This window comes from Arthrobacter sp. AL12 (genome assembly GCF_029960645.1).
Taxonomy (GTDB): Bacteria; Actinomycetota; Actinomycetes; order Actinomycetales; family Micrococcaceae; genus Arthrobacter.
In genome coordinates this window covers 1-15597 of record NZ_JASBQY010000021.1, presented here as the reverse complement: position 1 = coordinate 15597, position 15597 = coordinate 1, and the positions used below count along the sequence as shown (strand labels likewise).

The following is a 15597-nucleotide window of genomic DNA, read 5'->3' as shown; positions in this document are numbered from 1 at the left end:
CGAAAATCAAGGAAATCAACGACCGGGCATCCATATCTACCCTTCCAGTCTAGCTGTACGCGGCCCGGATCTCCGACTGACACCGCAGGCGGCGCGCAGGAGCGCCGCAGCTTCCTTACCCCACCAGCTCCAGCCGGACCTCGCGGGTGGCAATGTCGGAGGACACAATCCGCACCCGGACCTGGGTTCCGGGCTCCAGTTCGCCAGGGCAGCGGGCGGTGACGGCGGGCTCGGCGATCTGCACGATCCCGGAGGGTCCGTTGCCGTTCCCCGCTTTGGTGCCGCCGCTTCCGTTGCCGTTCCCGGTCTTTCCGTTGGCGTTTTTCCCGTTGGCAGTTTTCCCGTTCCGGGCGATCTTGGATCCCGAAATCACGACGGCGTCGAATTCCTGGCCGACGTGGTTCACCAGGAGTGCCGCCTCGACCGTGTCGAGGGAAAGCCGCTCCAGTTTGGCGGCCAGCTGGTCAGAGGTCGCCATGATCCCGGGCAGGGAGGGAAGGGCCTCGCGGGCCCAGTCCGGGACTGCCGTACCGTTGCTGAGCGCCTCGCAGATAACGAGAACGAACCGGTCGATCAGCCGGCGCAGCGGGGCGGTGGAGTGGGCGTAGGCAGCGCCGATGGCAGCCTGGGTGGCGGCCCCGGGCACGGCTCCGTCGAAGGGAGTGTAGCCGGCGCCGCGGAACAGCATGCCGGCCGAGTGTACGATCGACAGCTGGCGCGGGTCCGTCGGGTCCAGGGTGCGCAGGTACTCGCCGTAGCTCATTTCGCCGTCCCAGGGCTTGCCCAGGGCGCGGGTCTGACGGTGGAAGTGCGCCAGCGAGGCTTCATCCGGGGCCGGCATGGTGCGCAGGATGCCGACCTTGCCCGCCAGCATGATCTCCGCGGCGGCCATCCCGGTCATCAGGGAGATCTGGGCGTTCCAGTCCTCCACGGGCAGCGGCGGCGCAGCGGCGATCCGGTAGCCGCCGTCGGCCAGCTGTTCGATTTCCTGTTCCGGCATGTTCAGGCTGGCGCCGCCGCGGAGCCGTTCCAGCTCGACCCGCTTCATCCCGACCTCCCTGAGCAGCTGCAGCACGGGCGCGGCGGTGCCGGCGTCGAGCTCGGCCTGCACCCCCCGGTAGCTGAGCTTCGCCCTGCTGCGGACCGTCGCGCGGCGGACCAGGACCGCGGACACCTCGGCCGCGGCGTCAAGCTCGAATTCCCACACGAACGCAGCGCAGAGCTGGCCGGCGAGCAGGCTGCCGGCCTCTTCGCTGATGATTTCGGGATGCAACGGAATCCGGCCGTCCGGAGTGTAGTAGGTCTGGCCGCGGCGGCGGGTTTCGGCGTCGAGCGCCCCGCCCGGGACCACGAAGGAGGGGACATCGGCGATCGCGTAGAAGACCTTGTAGCCCTCACCGGAACGGTCGATGAAGAGGGCCTGGTCCAGGTCGGTGGAGGACGCCGGATCGATCGTCACGAACTCGATGTGGGTGAAATCCAGCTCCGGCAGCTCGTGCCCGGCGACGGCTTCCTTGGCTTCCCGGAGCGCGTCCTCGGGGAAGGGCCCCGGCAGCTCCAGCGTCGTGCGCAGTGCGTTGAGCGCCTCGGCAAGTTGGTTCTTCTGCTGGTGGACATTCGGGGTCAAGCGATGATGGGACACGAAAATCAGATTAGCTCCATTTGCGCCATTAGTCTTGGATCATGAGCACATCCCCGGCTGATCCTGCCCGTTACAACACGTTCCTGATGGATCTGCTCGGCGTCATGGCCTACGGCGAGCTTTCCGCCTTCGAACGGCTCTCCTCCGATGCACGGTATTCACCCACCCTCCACGACCGTGCTGTGCTGGGCCGGCTCGCCGTGACCGAGTTCCAGCACTACGAGCTGGTGAGCGCCAAACTCGATGCCATGGGACTCGATGCGGAAGCCGCCATGCTGCCGTTCCAGCCCTCCGTGGACCACTTCCACGAACGCACCCGGCCGGCGGACTGGTACGAATCGCTGATGAAGGCGTACGTGATCGATACAGTCTCCGCCGATTTCTACCGCGCCATTTCCCGCTATGTCGACGCCGGAACCCGGGCCCTGGTGGAGCAGATCCAGGCCGACGGGGGAGCCACGGAGGTGCTGCGGGAGCGGCTCAAGGCAGCCCTCGCCGACGACCCGCGGCTGGCCTCCCGGCTGGCACTGTGGGCCAGACGCCTCCTCGGGGAAGCGTTGACCCAGGCGCAGCGGGTGAGTTTTGAGCACTCGTTCGTCGGGGGCCTGATTGGTGCGGACGAGGACCGGTCCAAGGAACTTGTGCGCGAGCTGATGGCCGAACTGGCGGCGAACCACTCCCGCCGGATGATCCAGCTCGGCCTGGCTGGCTGACCGGACAAACCGGCCGGGTTAAACGGCCCCACGGCCCAGACGGCCCCACGGCCCAGACGGCCCCACGGCCCAGACGGGCCCGGGTTCCCTGCGGCCTCAGTTCCCTGCCGAGTCGAGGGCCGCGAGCAGGGCCCGGGCGGCATCCGCCGGATCGTCGGCGTCGGTGATTGCGCGGACCACCACGATCCTGCGCGCGCCGGCCTCGACCACCTGCTCCACGTTTCCGAGGTCAATGCCGCCGATCGCGAACCACGGCAGCTCTCCCGCAACCCTGCCTCCATGCTGGCCCTCGCGCTTGTCCTCGACCAGGGCGGAGTCCCGGCGGGTCGCATCCGCCGCATAGCGCACAAGTTCGAGCCCGACGGCGGCGCGCCCCGGCTTGGTGGGCGTGGCCCACACCGGCCCGACACAGAAATAGTCCAGGCCGCTGCGGCCGGGGGAGGCGGCAATGGCCGCGTCCACGTGGTCCTGGCTGTGCGTGGAGAGCCCGATCAAGGTGTCCTTGCCCAGGAAGTCCCGCGCCGCCCCCAGGGGGATGTCCTTCTGCCCGATGTGGAACACCGGAGCCCCGGAGAGCGAGGCGATATCCGCCCGGTCGTTGACGGCCCAGAGCCGGCCGTGCCGGCGGGCCGCCTCGTGCAGGACTTCCAGGAGTTCCAGCTCCTCGGCCGCCTCCAGCGACTTGTCGCGCAGCTGGATGATGTCAACGCCCCCGGCAAAGGCCGCATCCACGAAATCCGCAAAGTCGCCGCGGTCCCGGCGGGCACCGGTGCAGAGGTAGAGGCGGGCAGTGGTGTAGATGGCATCCTGGCTCATGGCTCCAGCCTAGTTCCCCTAAACTGGGCGAATACCGCGGGAGCCCGCCGCAGCCGGTCACGCCACAGGCGTCCGGCACCGGCAGGCTGAGAGGGCGTCAGAGCCGACCGCTTGACCTGATCCGGTTAGTACCGGCGTAGGGAAGGAATCCTGCATGGGCCCCACAACCGCCCGCGGCTCGTCCGCGGCAGCTGGCACGGCAACTGGCACTGCCACGGCCGATGTCGCCGAAACCCGGAAATGTTACGACGTCGCCGTGATCGGCGGCGGAGTTGTAGGCCACGGAATCGCCTGGGCGGCGAGACTCTCGGGCCGCTCCGTCGCCCTGATCGACGACGCCCCCGGAAGCGGCGCCAGCTGGGCCGCCGCCGGCATGCTCGCCCCGGTGAGCGAACTGCATTACCAGGAGGAATCCCTCCTGGAGCTCATGCTCGAATCCTCCCGCCTTTGGCCGGCGTTCGCCGCCGGACTGGACGGTGGACCGGCCGCCCTACTGGATGCGGGACCGGCCGCCGCGCCGTACGCGGGACAGGCTGGCGGCGCCGGAGGGGCACGGACGGGCACCGGCACGGGATTCCTCACGACGCCGACCCTCGCCGTAGGGGCCGACGCCGCCGACCGCCGGGCGCTAGCGGACCTGCGCACCGTCCAGCAGGCGCACGGCCTCGTGGTGGAGCCGCTGACCGTCCGTGCGGCGAGGCTGCGGGAACCCCTCCTGAGCCCGGGCATCTCCTGCGCCTTCGACATTCCGGCCGACCACCAGGTGGACCCCCGCCGGCTGCTCGCCCGGATCGGGGAACTCCTGGCCGCCGACGGACAATGCCAGACCATCGCCCGGCGCGCTGCGGGCCTGCTCTGGGCGGACGGGCGGGTGGCCGGCGCCAGCCTCGCAGGCGGCGGCAGCGTCCGGGCCGGGGAAACCATTGTGGCCAACGGCCTGGGCGCCGCCGCGCTGGAGGGCCTGCCCGCCGGACTCCGGTTGCCGCTGCGTCCGGTCCACGGCGACATTCTCCGGCTCCGCGTGCCGGAAAGACTGCGGCCGCTGCTGACCTCCACGGTGCGGGGACTGGTCCGCGGTGTCCCGGTCTACATCGTTCCCCGGCAGGACGGCACGGTGGTGATCGGCGCCACCCAGCGGGAGGACGCCCTTGGTGCCGGGAGCCACATGGCGGCCCCGGCCGGTGGCGCCCCGGCCGGCGCCCCCGCGGTTGGCGGCAACCCGGCCGGAGGCGTCGTGTCCGCCGGCGGCGTCTACCAGCTGCTGCGTGACGCCCAGCAGCTGGTCCCCGCCGTCGCCGAGCTGGAACTGCTCGAGGCCACCGCCAGGGCCCGTCCCGGGACCCCGGACAACTCGCCGCTGCTGGGTCGGGTCGCTGAGCCGGGGTGCCACGGCGATGTTGCGGGACTGATCATCGCCACCGGCTTCTTCCGGCACGGAATCCTGCTTACCCCCGCCGCCGCGGAGATCTGCCGGCAGCTGCTGGACGGAGTCACGGACCCCCGCTGGGCGTCCTTCCGGCCGGACCGGTTCGGCGCCGGTACGCAGGGCACCGGAAGGCCGGTCACCGGAACGCAGGACACCAGCACTCAGGAAACCAGCACGCAGGACACCAGCACGCAGGACACCGTTCCACCGGCTGCGGGAGCGCCAGAAACAGCCCCCCGGGTTGCCAGCCCCCGGATCACAGCCGGCCGGAATACCACCGGGCGGGACACCACCCCTGAGCACAGCAAGGAAACGGTATGAACATCAGACTGAACGGAACCGAGCACGCGCTCCCCGACGGCGCCTCGGTCAGCACCCTCGTCAGCCAGGTCACCGGCCGGCCGCTGGCCCCGAACGGCCGGTCCGCGGACGGCGGGAAACTCGGGGTCGCCGTGGCCCGCAACGCGGAAGTGGTTCCCCGCAGCCAATGGCACGGCACCGCGCTCGCCGACGGCGACGACGTCGAGCTGGTCACGGCTGTACAGGGAGGATGAGCCGCATGGCTGAAACAACACGGGCCGCGGCGCAGGGAGTCCTGCCGGCCGCGGCCGATCCCTTCACGGTCGACGGAGTCCAGCTGGGGTCGCGGCTGATCATGGGCACGGGCGGGGCGCCAAGCCTGGACGGTCTGGGCGCCGCGCTGCTGGCCTCCGGCACGGAGCTGACCACCGTCGCGATGCGTCGCTACTCGCCTGCGGAGGCCGGATCGCTGTTCCAGCTGCTGCTGGACCACAACGTCCGGGTGCTGCCCAACACCGCGGGCTGCTTCACCGCCAGGGACGCCGTCCTGACTGCCGAGCTGGCCCGCGAAGCCCTCGAAACGGACTGGGTGAAGCTGGAAGTCATTGCCGACGAGCACACCCTGCTGCCGGACGCCGTGGAACTCGTCGAGGCCGCCGAACAGCTGGTGGGCCGCGGGTTCAAGGTCTTCGCGTACACCAACGACGACCCGGTGCTGGCCCTGCGGCTGGAAAACCTCGGCGCTGCCGCGGTGATGCCCCTGGGCTCACCGATCGGCACGGGCCTTGGCATCCTGAACCCGCACAACATCGAACTGATCGTCTCGCGGGCCTCCGTGCCGGTGGTCCTGGACGCCGGGATCGGCACCGCCTCCGACGCCACCCTGGCCATGGAGCTTGGCTGCGACGCCGTCCTGCTGGCGACGGCAGTGACCCGGGCCCAGAATCCGGTACTGATGGGGGAGGCCTTCAAGCACGCCGTGATCGCCGGTAGGCTGGCCAAAAGGGCCGGCCGGATCCCGCGCCGGGAGCACGCGTTGGCGTCCTCGGCTATGGAAGGCCGGGCCGAATTCCTCTAGGCAGCGAAGGAGCCCGCCATGGCAGCCACCGACGACATCCTGGACGAGGGCCAGGTCGACGCGGCCCTGGCGGAACTGCCGGACTGGAGATACCGGCTCGGCGGTCTCGTCACCGTCTATAAGGCACCGACGGCGGCCGCGGCGCTGGAGTTGATTTCCGCCGTCGGACGCCTGGCCGAGGAACAGAACCACCACCCGGACCTGGATTGGCGCTACAACCGGGTCTTCCTGCGGTACAGCTCCCACGAGGCGGGGGACGAAGTCACGCGGCGGGACATCGCGGCCGCCACGGCCGCCGGTGCGGCAGCAGCCGCTGTCAGCGCCACCGCGGAACCCGGCCTGCACCGGACCGTGGAGGTGGCCATCGACTCCGAGGACCCGGCCGCCATCGCGGAGGTCTGGCGGGTGGCCCTCGGCTACCGCCGCGGCGGCGCAAATGACCTGGTGGACCCGTACGGGCGCGGCCCGACTCTCTGGTTTCAGCAGACCTCCACCCCCAGCCCCAACCGGCTGCACCTGGACATCCACCGCAGCAGGGCCGAGTCGGGTCCCGTGCTGGAGAAAACGGCGGCCGCCGGGGCCTTAATGAACCGTGACCACGCACCCAACTGGGTGGTGGTCACGGATGCGCAGGGAAATCAGCTGTGCCTGTGCACTGAAGCCGGTCACGGATCCGGAGCGCCGGAGGCGTGAGCCCGGCAGCCGGCCCGGCGGGCGGCTAGTAGCGCAGGATCGCGGTGAGCCGTGCAGTGTCGCGGCTCGTGCGGGTCCTGCCCAGGTACAGCACGGCCGCCACGGAGGCGGCGGCGCCCAGGACCATGGGCAGCACCCATGGAATCCAGGTCAGGCCCGGCTGGTAGCCAAGCCCGGCGGCCATGAACGCGATCCAGCTCAGCATCCCGACCGTCAGCGACACCCCGGCCGGCACGGCGATGCCGTACTTGGCGTGGCGCTTGTCGTTGGCCCACACCACGAAGCCCGCGGCCACGGTCACGAGGGCAACCACAATCAGGGAAAGCATGTTGGGACTCCTTGCGGTTCGGGGTGCGGGCCGGCAGCGGTGCTGCTGGCGCGCAGGGGAGGCTGGTGCTTAGAGCGCGCCGAAACCGACGCGGCGTACTTCCTCGGCGCCGATTTCAACATAGCCCAGGACGTTCGCGGGAATGATGATCAGACGGCCCTTTTCATCCGTCAGGCGCAGCTCGGTGCCCTTCGTGATGGCCTCGCCGACCACTTTGGCCACGGCGTCGGCCTCCTGGGACGATTCCAGGACAATTTCGCGGCCGATGTTCTGTATGCCGATCTTTACTTCCACAGCAAGGCCTCCCAGCCAATCAAGGTTCTCAGGTGTTATCTCTATTTGTAGTCTAGGTTTCCTTGGGGAAGCGGGAGATTCCGCGCCAAGCTAAACGGTAGATCAGATCGCTGGCCACATCGAGGTCAAGATTGCCGTCGGTTTCCAGCCAGTACCGGGCGCTGATCTGCGCCATTCCGGCGAGCCCGCGGCCCAGCAGCTGGGACTCCAGTTCAGGCAGTTTGGTGTCCTCGGCGATGACCCGCGCGACGGCGTCGGCGAAGGTTTTGTTGAACGCCTCCAGCCGGGCGCTGACATCAGCGTCGTTGACGAGGTCGGATTCGAAGACGAGGCGGTGGGCCTGGTCGTCGCTGGCGATGAAGCGGAAGTAGGCTCGCATGACCGCCTGAACGCGTTCATCGTTGTCCGAGGTGGAGTTGAGGGCCCCGAGCAGCAGTTCAATGAGTTTGCTCAGCTGGCTGTCCAGCAGGGCCAGGTAGAGCTCGCGTTTGGATGGAAAGTGCTGGTACAGCACGGGCTTGCTGACATGGGCGGTCTCGGCGATTTCGTCCATCGCGGCCCCGTGGTAGCCGTTGGCGACAAACACTTCCTGGGCCGCGGCGAGCAACTGTGCCCGGCGCTCATCGCGGGGCAGCCGCGCCGACCGCTGTCCGCTGCGTGCCGGGACGTCCGGTGACTTTCCGGCATGACCCCGCTCAACCGGTGCCTGATGAACCACTGTCGGCCTTCTTTCGCTTGCTGTTACGTCCACTTTACGTGCCGGTAATATGACCTGGCGGCATCTTCGGGCATAGATTGAAGTATGGCTTCCAAGTTCACCCCCAGCCCAGGCCCCGCAACCCCGGAAACTGCGCCCGTGGCGCCCGGACCGCTGGTGGAACCGGCCGACGGCCTGAGCCCGGACGAGGTGGAACGGTACTCCCGGCACCTGATCATCCCGGAGATCGGGTCCCTCGGGCAGCGCCGCCTGAAAAATGCCAAGGTCCTCGTGATCGGCGCCGGCGGCCTGGGCTCGCCCACGCTGCTGTACCTGGCCGCCGCAGGCGTGGGAACCCTGGGAATCGTCGACGACGACACCGTGGACCTGAGCAACCTCCAGCGCCAGGTGATCCATGGTGTGGCGGACGTGGGACGGCCTAAGATCGAGTCGGCGCGCGACGCCATTGCCGCCCTGAACCCGCTCGTGGAGGTCCGGCTGCACAATGTCCGGCTGGACGCATCCAACGCCCTTGAGCTGTTTGCCGGTTACGACCTGATCCTGGACGGCGCCGACAACTTCGCCACCCGCTACCTCGTGAACGACGCCGCGGCGATCCTCGGTAAGCCTTACGTCTGGGGTTCGATCTTCCGCTTCGACGGGCAGGTCAGCGTCTTTTGGGAACAGTTCGGCCCCACCTACCGGGACCTGTACCCGGAGGCGCCCCCTGCGGGCTCCGTGCCATCCTGCGGGGAAGGCGGCGTGTTTGGAATGCTCTGCGCCGCCGTCGGCTCGCTCATGGTGACGGAGGCCGTCAAGCTGATCACCGGCGTCGGGCGTTCCCTGCTGGGACGGGTGGCACTCTTCGACGCCCTCGGCGGGACCTGGCGCGAAATCAAGGTCGCCAGGGATCCCGAGGCGGAGCGGATCACGGAACTGACCGACTATGAGGCGTTCTGCGGCATCACCCCGGCCGCGGAGGCGGGCACCGAGCACACCGTGACCGCAACGCAGCTGGCCACGATGCTGGCCTCCCGCACGGCTGGACTCAAGGACTTCCACCTGGTCGATGTCCGGGAAACAGGGGAGTACGACATCGTCCGGATCGGCGGGGCGGTGTTGATCCCGCAGGGCCGGATCCTTGCCGGCGAGGCCTGGCACGAACTGCCGCAGGACATGGACATCGTGTTCCACTGCAAGGCCGGGACCCGGTCCGCGGCCGTCCTCGCGGCCGCCCGGGCTGCCGGCTATGAGCGCGTCAGCCACCTCGACGGCGGAATCCTGGCCTGGGTGCGGGACGTCGAGCCGGACAAACCGGTCTACTGAGCGCATCCCCCCGGAAGGAAACCAATGCGCAGCGGTCAGTGGGATGAGCCGTGACCCGGACATCCATGTATTGGAGACAAACGGTGCTGGACCTTCGGGAGTGAAGCGCTTAGGGCACCTTGTCACCGGGGGGATGCCTGTTCGCACCGTCCGCACGTCTGCCGATAATCGGGTGCTGAAAGCATCAGGACCGTGACTCATACACAACCGTTCGTGAGCCTGCTATGGAGACTGATCCCAGCGTAAATTGCACCGACGAGTGGCTGTCAATGTTGCGCCACTGACCATCGGTTGAGACCTCCCGTATTAGAGACTTCTTAACGGGGCGCAGCCGCTATGGATCCTGTAGCTGCCCAGCTGGCGAGTAGCCTCAGTCGCTCAGCGCTGGGCGAGCCGGGCTCGGCGGTGTAGATCATGAGGACGCAGCCTGGGTCGGCAGTAATGATGAGTTCTTCGTAGGCGAGAGTTAGTTCGCCGACGACTGGGTGGTTGAATCGTTTGGTGCCGGACCCGTGGGTCCGGACATCGTGCGCCCCCCACAGCTGCCGGAACACATCGCTGCGTGTGGACAGCTCACCAACGAGGTCGTGGAGACCTTTGTCATTGGGGTCGCGGCCGGCTTCGGTCCGCATGATCGCTACGCACATCTCAGCGAAGAGCTCCCAGTCAGGATAAAAGTCACGGGATGCCGGGTCGAGGAATTCGAAGCGGGCCAGGTTGGGAGTGCGACCGCCGGCGCCGATGAGGGGCGAATAGAAGGCCCGTCCCAGCTCATTCGTGGCAAGGAGGTCTTGGTGTTGATCGCGCACGAAGGCTACGCCGTCAGTGATCGTATTCAGCACCCAGTGAAGACTGGGCCGACTTAAGGTGTTCTTCGTGGAACGTCGGCGGGGACGCCCGGAGAGGGAAATTCCGTCGGCGGCGCGGGCGTGGTCGAAGAGGTGGGTCCGCTCCGTGTCGTCGAGGAGAAGGGCGCGGGCGATGGCGTCAAGCACGGAAGAGGAAGCTCCGCCGATTGCACCACGTTCGAGCTTGGCGTAGTACTCGACGCTGACGTCTGCGAGTATCGCTACTTCCGTGCGGCGAAGCCCGGCAACTCTCTGTTCGGCCCGGCGGGAAGCCCGGCCTGTTCGGGGGTCACCTTCGCCCGGCGCGACATCAGGAACTCGCGTACCTCGGCCTTATTGTCCATGCCATGAGAATACGTCCCTGCAAACTCCGGTGGGGTGCTTTGCTGGTACACCCATTGATAGGGGCTCCTCCCCGGGACGGTTCGCATGTTGACTGGATAGAGACTTACCGGCGGTACGACCGGGGCAAGGTTTTCAACCCCACCCTTTCCCGCTGGAATACGCCTCTTAATCTCCCCAGGAAGGACGTCATGACCCTTATCGCCATCGTCGGCGCCGGGCCCGGCGTAGCCACTACCCGCCGCTTCGGAACCGAAGGCTTCGCCGTCGTCTTGAAGGGGAGTAAATGAACGCCGGCACCCTTCCGGTACCAGCTCAGGCTCGGGAATCTACTAAGAAACCGAAACGGCTGCCGCTCGCCACCCTGGCCGCTCTGGCGGTCATCGGCTTCGTCCTCGTCGCGATGGAGACCATGCCGGCCGGCCTGCTGCCGGTCATTGCCACCGGGATGGGGACCAGCGAAGGCACCGTCGGGCTGTTCGTCAGCGCCTACGCGCTGGGCACGGTGATCATCACGATCCCCGCCATCACCCTGACCCGGGGCATGCGCCGCAAGCCATTACTCCTTGGCGCGATCCTCGGCCTCATCCTGGCCAACAGCACCACCGCCCTCTCGGGCGATGTGACACTGTCGCTGGTGTCGCGTTTTGTCGCCGGCGCGTTCTCGGGAATCATCTGGGGGATGCTGGCCGCCTACGGCCGGAAAATCAGCCCTCCCTCCCGTGCAGGGCTGTCGCTGGCGATCGTCTCTGTCGGGGCACCCGTCGGATTCGCTCTCGGCACACCCCTGGGGTCCTGGCTCGGAACGACATTCGACTGGCGGTGGGCTTTCGCCGGACTCACCGCGGTGGCCATTATCGCCGGTGTGTTCATCGCCGCGATCGCGCCCGACGCCGACGGGCAGCCCGGCACCTCCCGGCTTCCCCTGGCCCGGGTGTTCAGGATCCCCGGCATCGCCGTGATCCTGGCCGTCATCTTCACCTGGATGCTCGCCCACAACACCATCTACAACTACATCGCCCCGTACCTGCGGGCCACCAGCAGCAGCCTCAGTGTCGACGTCGAACTCTTCATCTTCGGGATTGCCTCGATCGCCGGAATCATCATCACCGGCGCCCTCCTGGACCGCCACCCCCGCCCGCTGCTGCACGGAAGCGTCGCCCTGTTCATCGCGCCCGCGGTGGTGCTGCTGCTCGGTCACGCATCATCCCCGGCGATCACCGTCGCGACCGCGCTGTGGGGAATCACGTTCGGCGGGGCGGCCGCCCAGCTCCAAGCCGCCCTCACCACCACCGGAGGCGCGGACTCCGACGTCGCGAACTCGTTCCTGCCGGTGGCGTTCAACCTCGCAATCTTCACCGCCGGCATCCTCGGCGCCGCCCTGCTGACGAATTTCAGCGGCCTGGTACTCGCGGTCGTGATGATCGTCGCCGGCCTGGCCGCGCTCACGCTGACCATCTACGGACGCAGCACCGCATTCCCCGCCCGCCTCCAGCAACATCGACTGGCCGCGGATTCGCCCTCCCCGGATCCCGGAAAGGATCCACCTATGAACACTCGCAACCGTTTTTCACCGGGAAGAGCCTCTCGGCCAGGCGTCGTGGCGCCTGCGATGGTCCTGATCGCTACCGCTGTCACTCTGGCTGGCTGCAGCGATAACCCCGGCGGCAGCGCTGATACACGGCGGCCCTCCCCGGGCTCACTGGCGAGCGATCCGACTACCGCCCCGACCGGATCGTCAACCACCACACCGATTGTCATCGAGCTTGACGGCCAGAGAATTGCAGGAGACCTCGATGGCAGTGCCACTTCAGCGGCGCTCCTGGCCCAGCTTCCCGTGACTCTGGCGTTCCGGGACCACGGCGGCCAGGAAAAGCTCTCGCAACTGCCGGCCCCGCTGGACCTTGAGGTCGCGCCAAAGGGAAGCGGAGCCGCGCCGCTCACGATCGGGTACTACGCCCCTGATCAAAGCCTCGTCCTTTACTACCGGCGCGTCGGCTACTTCAACGGGATCGTGCCCATCGGCACCTACCACCGACGTCATCGAAAACCAGGCCGACGGATTCTCAGCCACTATACGCAAAGCCGACTGACCGGCACCGCCGACCCGGCGGGTCCAACCGCCCGACCGGCACCGCCGACCCGGCGGGTCCAACCGCCCGACCACCACTGCCTCAGGAGATAACAATGAAAGCCACCTACATGTTGGGCCCCGGCGACGTCCGCATCATCGATGCCCTCAACCTGGTGCTCAAAGACGCCACCGACGCGGTCGTCCGGATCGTCCGGGCGTGCGTCTGCGGATCCGACCTGCACCCTTATCACCGCATGGACAGCACCCCCGATGGAGTGTCCATGGGACACGAGTTCATCGGCGTCGTCGACGAGATCGGATCCGACGTCCGCATTCACTAGCCGCAGTACACCCGCCGAAAGAAGGATCATCATGCCTGATAAGCCTAAGCAGCTCGGAGGCGGCCGAAAATCGCTCGGAGACTTCGCCCCGAAACTTGCCGAGCTCACCGACGACGTTCTCTTCGAGGACGTTTGGAACGGTCCCGAACTCTCCGCCCGCGACCGCAGCCTCATCACCGTGGCCGTGCTTACCGCCGGCGGGAACACCAAGCAACTCGGCTTCCACCTCGGCCGCGCCATCGAGAACGGCGTAACCCAAGAAGCGCTGATCGAAGCCATCACCCACGTCACGCTTTACGCCGGCTGGCCCAAGGGCAAGGCCGCCATGGGCGTAGCCATCCAACTCTTCACCGACAACAACTAAGGAAAAATGTGAACATCGAATCCACCCTGCCCACCTCGAAAAACCCGACCACCCAATTCGCCGGCGACGTCTGGCTCGACCCGATCGCGCTGCCCCACGAACCGGACCAGACGATGGTCGTCGCAACCGTCCGCTTCGCCCCCGGAGCCCGGGGCGCTCTACACCCCGCCCGGGGAGGGGCACTGGCACGCCGCCGCCCCCGGCTGCTTCATGGAACACATCGCGATGCTCCAGAACGGCGAAGACCCCACCACCACGACAACATGGGGCGAGCACATCACCGATGACGAATACACCGGCAACTAGATAGACCACCACGGTTCCGGCCGCCGTCGACCCATTGACCGCGGCCGTTACCATGACCGGATGAGACATCTCGGGTATGTTGTGCTGGCCATGCTCAACCTCAATACGGGGTCCCTTCTTGCAGTCTCTCAAGCGGTCGTCCACGGACAATCGGGATAAGGCACCTGCCCGTCGGTTCTGCATCGACCACTTCGAGAAGTCGCGTTATGTTCCGTGGAGCTTATGGCGGCCATGCAGCCCGCAGAATGAACCCCTTGAAAAGGGCCAATTGGCACTTAATAGCAACAAGGCCAGCTGGCGAATTTTTTTATCAGTGGCCCTGGCGAGTCACGACGTCGCACAAATCGGTATGGTAGCGGCATGACCATCGACCTGCGCACCATGTCTGCCGAGGACTGGCGAGCCTGGCGGTCGGTGAGGCTCGCGGCGTTGACCGACGCGCCGGGGGCTTTCGGCTCACGCCTGCAAGAGTGGGCAGACGCGCCGGAGGACCGCTGGCGTCAGCGCCTGGCTATTCCGAGGACGATCGATCTGCTGGCCTTCGATGCTGACGAGAACGCTCCGGTGGGCATCGCCGCCGGCACCCCTGACGAGGACAATGGCAGCCGCGCCCAGCTCATCTCGATGTGGGTCGACCCTGCCGTTCGCGGTCGTGGTGTCGCCACTGCACTCATCACAGCGATCGCGCGTTGGGCGGCGAGCATTGGTGCTACCACGCTCGCCCTGTCCGTGATGCCGGAAAATGTCACAGCCCGACGCACCTACGAAAGGAACGGCTTTACCGTGTCCCACGAACCCGGCGATGTGCTATCGGGTGGCCGGCGTGAGCTAGTCATGCTCCGCGACCTCGTCCCCGAGCCCACCGTCAGCGACTAGCACCGGGCCGCAGGACGAAACCGCGCCATATACCGGGTACCAGGGTACAGATCAGATTCGCCATGCGCTCGGCGACTATCTGGGTGGTAGCTCACGCTAGTCCAGATCGGGCACCAACCGCTGCTGAAAACAGCCAGTTACCGTTGCGATCCACAAAACGGGGAATCGTGATCCGGAAATTTCGAGAAGTGTCTGCACCGGAGGGGGACCGGCCTACGGACGCAAGCTCCGGAAGTATGTCGCCAGTGCGTATGGTCTAGTTGTGAGCGATGACGACGCCAAGCTCGTTGACTTGTACGACCACGACAATCCGGGTGGACCGGACCACGACTTCTACCGCTCGGTAGCTGACGAGTACGGGGCGGAGTCCATACGTCCAGCACATCCTCGACCCGGAGTGGCAACGCACGTTGCTTGATCTCCGCGCTCATCTGCGACGAGGTGCAGTGCTGGCCTTCGACAGCAGGAACCCCGGAGCCCATGCGTGGGAAAGCTGGGGGTCCCAGGTGCGCTCTCGCCGGGACACCCACACGGGCCGCTCGTCGAGTGGGCAGATGTGTCCGAGCTCGACGATGGCATCGTTACCGCCAGGTTCCACAACGAGTTTCTGCGAACCGGTGAGAGGGTGACCGAGACGGCGCGCTTCGCCTTCCGCCAGACTGACAACCTTGGACAGCAGCTCGCCGCAGCCGGCTTTGACGTGGATGCCGTTTACGGCGACTGGGCGCGCACGTCATTTACTCCCGACGCATCTTTCATGGTGTTCATCGCACACGCCCGCTGACGGATTCGCTATTGGGGCGTCACAGCAAGTCGAGCTAGTCGATGACTGTGCCGCGGAATGCCTGCCCCTGCGATCAGGCCCGCGGTTTTGGGCAAGGCATCAGAGCGGCTCGGTTGAGCGACACAAAGCGATCACATATCGCCGACACTAAGCACAGACGTCCACAGCTGAGTGGCGATGAGCGCTGCCGTGGTAGTCCCTTCCTGTGAAGCATCCCCAGGGTCCGGCCGAAGAAAAAATTGTCGTAGCCATCTTCTAGTCTGAGCGTATGGAAAGCACGGTGTGGAGTGCGGGGAGCAGGGCGGCCCTGGCGGCTGTCGCGGCGTCCGTTGCTGAGCTGGCTGCAATC

Annotated in this window: 16 protein-coding genes, 2 pseudogenes and 1 riboswitch; of the genes and pseudogenes, 12 read left to right on the top strand and 6 right to left on the bottom strand. The window is 67.0% G+C overall.

Going from position 1 to position 15597, the window contains the following annotated elements; genetic code table 11:
* Positions 1-115 precede the first annotated feature (115 nt).
* Positions 116-1642, bottom strand: coding sequence for an RNB domain-containing ribonuclease (locus QK291_RS17270; RefSeq protein ID WP_282383982.1), 1527 nt, complete (start codon positions 1640-1642; stop codon positions 116-118).
* Between the two features lie 41 nt (positions 1643-1683).
* Between QK291_RS17270 and QK291_RS17265 the strand changes: the two genes are divergently transcribed.
* Positions 1684-2355 (top strand): ferritin-like fold-containing protein, encoded by a 672-nt coding sequence (locus QK291_RS17265; protein WP_282383980.1) that lies wholly within the window; start codon positions 1684-1686, stop codon positions 2353-2355.
* A 96-nt stretch (positions 2356-2451) separates the two neighbouring features.
* Here the strand turns inward: QK291_RS17265 and QK291_RS17260 are convergent, their stop codons facing one another.
* Positions 2452-3171 carry a thiamine phosphate synthase gene (locus tag QK291_RS17260; RefSeq protein WP_282383978.1) on the bottom strand — a complete coding sequence of 240 codons (720 nt, stop codon included), beginning with the start codon at positions 3169-3171 and terminating at the stop codon, positions 2452-2454.
* A 26-nt stretch (positions 3172-3197) separates the two neighbouring features.
* Positions 3198-3332: riboswitch (TPP riboswitch) on the top strand.
* On the opposite strand from QK291_RS17260, the gene QK291_RS17255 reads away from it, so the two are divergent.
* The 4 genes from QK291_RS17255 (at position 3326) to QK291_RS17240 (ending at position 6668) form a co-directional block, all read left to right on the top strand.
* Positions 3326-4918 (top strand): FAD-dependent oxidoreductase, encoded by a 1593-nt coding sequence (locus tag QK291_RS17255; RefSeq protein WP_282383977.1) that lies wholly within the window; start codon positions 3326-3328, stop codon positions 4916-4918. Its footprint overlaps the riboswitch before it by 7 nt.
* Positions 4915-5151, top strand: a complete 237-nt coding sequence (gene thiS / locus QK291_RS17250) for a sulfur carrier protein ThiS (protein WP_282383976.1) — start codon at positions 4915-4917, stop codon at positions 5149-5151. The genes QK291_RS17255 and thiS overlap by 4 nt, the downstream gene beginning before the upstream one ends.
* 5 nt (positions 5152-5156) lie before the next feature.
* Positions 5157-5975 (top strand): thiazole synthase, encoded by an 819-nt coding sequence (locus tag QK291_RS17245; protein WP_282383974.1) that lies wholly within the window; start codon positions 5157-5159, stop codon positions 5973-5975.
* A gap of 18 nt (positions 5976-5993) precedes the next feature.
* Entirely contained in the window at positions 5994-6668 is a 675-nt protein-coding gene (locus tag QK291_RS17240; protein WP_282383972.1) for a 4a-hydroxytetrahydrobiopterin dehydratase, read from the top strand.
* A 25-nt stretch (positions 6669-6693) separates the two neighbouring features.
* Here QK291_RS17240 and QK291_RS17235 read toward each other — a convergent pair whose 3' ends face one another.
* The 3 genes from QK291_RS17235 to QK291_RS17225 all read right to left on the bottom strand — a co-directional run bounded on the left by QK291_RS17235 (position 6694) and on the right by QK291_RS17225 (position 8008).
* On the bottom strand, positions 6694-6996 hold the full coding sequence (locus QK291_RS17235; RefSeq protein ID WP_282383970.1) for a hypothetical protein: 303 nt from the start codon (positions 6994-6996) through the stop codon (positions 6694-6696).
* A gap of 69 nt (positions 6997-7065) precedes the next feature.
* Positions 7066-7290, bottom strand: a complete 225-nt coding sequence (locus QK291_RS17230) for a DUF3107 domain-containing protein (RefSeq protein ID WP_282383969.1) — start codon at positions 7288-7290, stop codon at positions 7066-7068.
* A gap of 52 nt (positions 7291-7342) precedes the next feature.
* A complete protein-coding gene (locus tag QK291_RS17225; protein WP_282383968.1) occupies positions 7343-8008 on the bottom strand; it encodes a TetR/AcrR family transcriptional regulator in 666 nt (221 codons plus the stop codon).
* 84 nt (positions 8009-8092) lie between these two features.
* On the opposite strand from QK291_RS17225, the gene moeB reads away from it, so the two are divergent.
* Complete coding sequence (gene moeB / locus QK291_RS17220; protein WP_282383967.1) at positions 8093-9313, top strand: molybdopterin-synthase adenylyltransferase MoeB; 1221 nt, start codon at positions 8093-8095, stop codon at positions 9311-9313.
* Positions 9314-9630: 317 nt separating this feature from the next.
* On the opposite strand, the pseudogene QK291_RS17215 reads toward moeB, so the two are convergent.
* Positions 9631-10505 (bottom strand): annotated as a pseudogene (locus tag QK291_RS17215) (helix-turn-helix transcriptional regulator).
* A 284-nt stretch (positions 10506-10789) separates the two neighbouring features.
* Here QK291_RS17215 and QK291_RS17210 point away from each other — a divergent pair.
* From QK291_RS17210 to QK291_RS17185, 6 genes and pseudogenes are all read left to right on the top strand, one after another.
* Positions 10790-12688 (top strand): MFS transporter, encoded by a 1899-nt coding sequence (locus QK291_RS17210; protein ID WP_282383965.1) that lies wholly within the window; start codon positions 10790-10792, stop codon positions 12686-12688.
* A gap of 2 nt (positions 12689-12690) precedes the next feature.
* Positions 12691-12918 carry an alcohol dehydrogenase catalytic domain-containing protein gene (locus tag QK291_RS17205; protein ID WP_282383963.1) on the top strand — a complete coding sequence of 76 codons (228 nt, stop codon included), beginning with the start codon at positions 12691-12693 and terminating at the stop codon, positions 12916-12918.
* Positions 12919-12949: 31 nt separating this feature from the next.
* Positions 12950-13282 (top strand): carboxymuconolactone decarboxylase family protein, encoded by a 333-nt coding sequence (locus QK291_RS17200; protein ID WP_282383962.1) that lies wholly within the window; start codon positions 12950-12952, stop codon positions 13280-13282.
* Positions 13283-13290: 8 nt separating this feature from the next.
* Positions 13291-13588: pseudogene (locus QK291_RS17195) on the top strand (cupin domain-containing protein).
* Positions 13589-13948: 360 nt separating this feature from the next.
* Positions 13949-14464 (top strand): GNAT family N-acetyltransferase, encoded by a 516-nt coding sequence (locus QK291_RS17190; protein ID WP_282383961.1) that lies wholly within the window; start codon positions 13949-13951, stop codon positions 14462-14464.
* Between the two features lie 556 nt (positions 14465-15020).
* Positions 15021-15248: a hypothetical protein gene (locus QK291_RS17185; RefSeq protein WP_282383960.1), complete on the top strand. Its 228-nt coding sequence runs from the start codon at positions 15021-15023 to the stop codon at positions 15246-15248.
* Positions 15249-15597 lie beyond the last annotated feature (349 nt).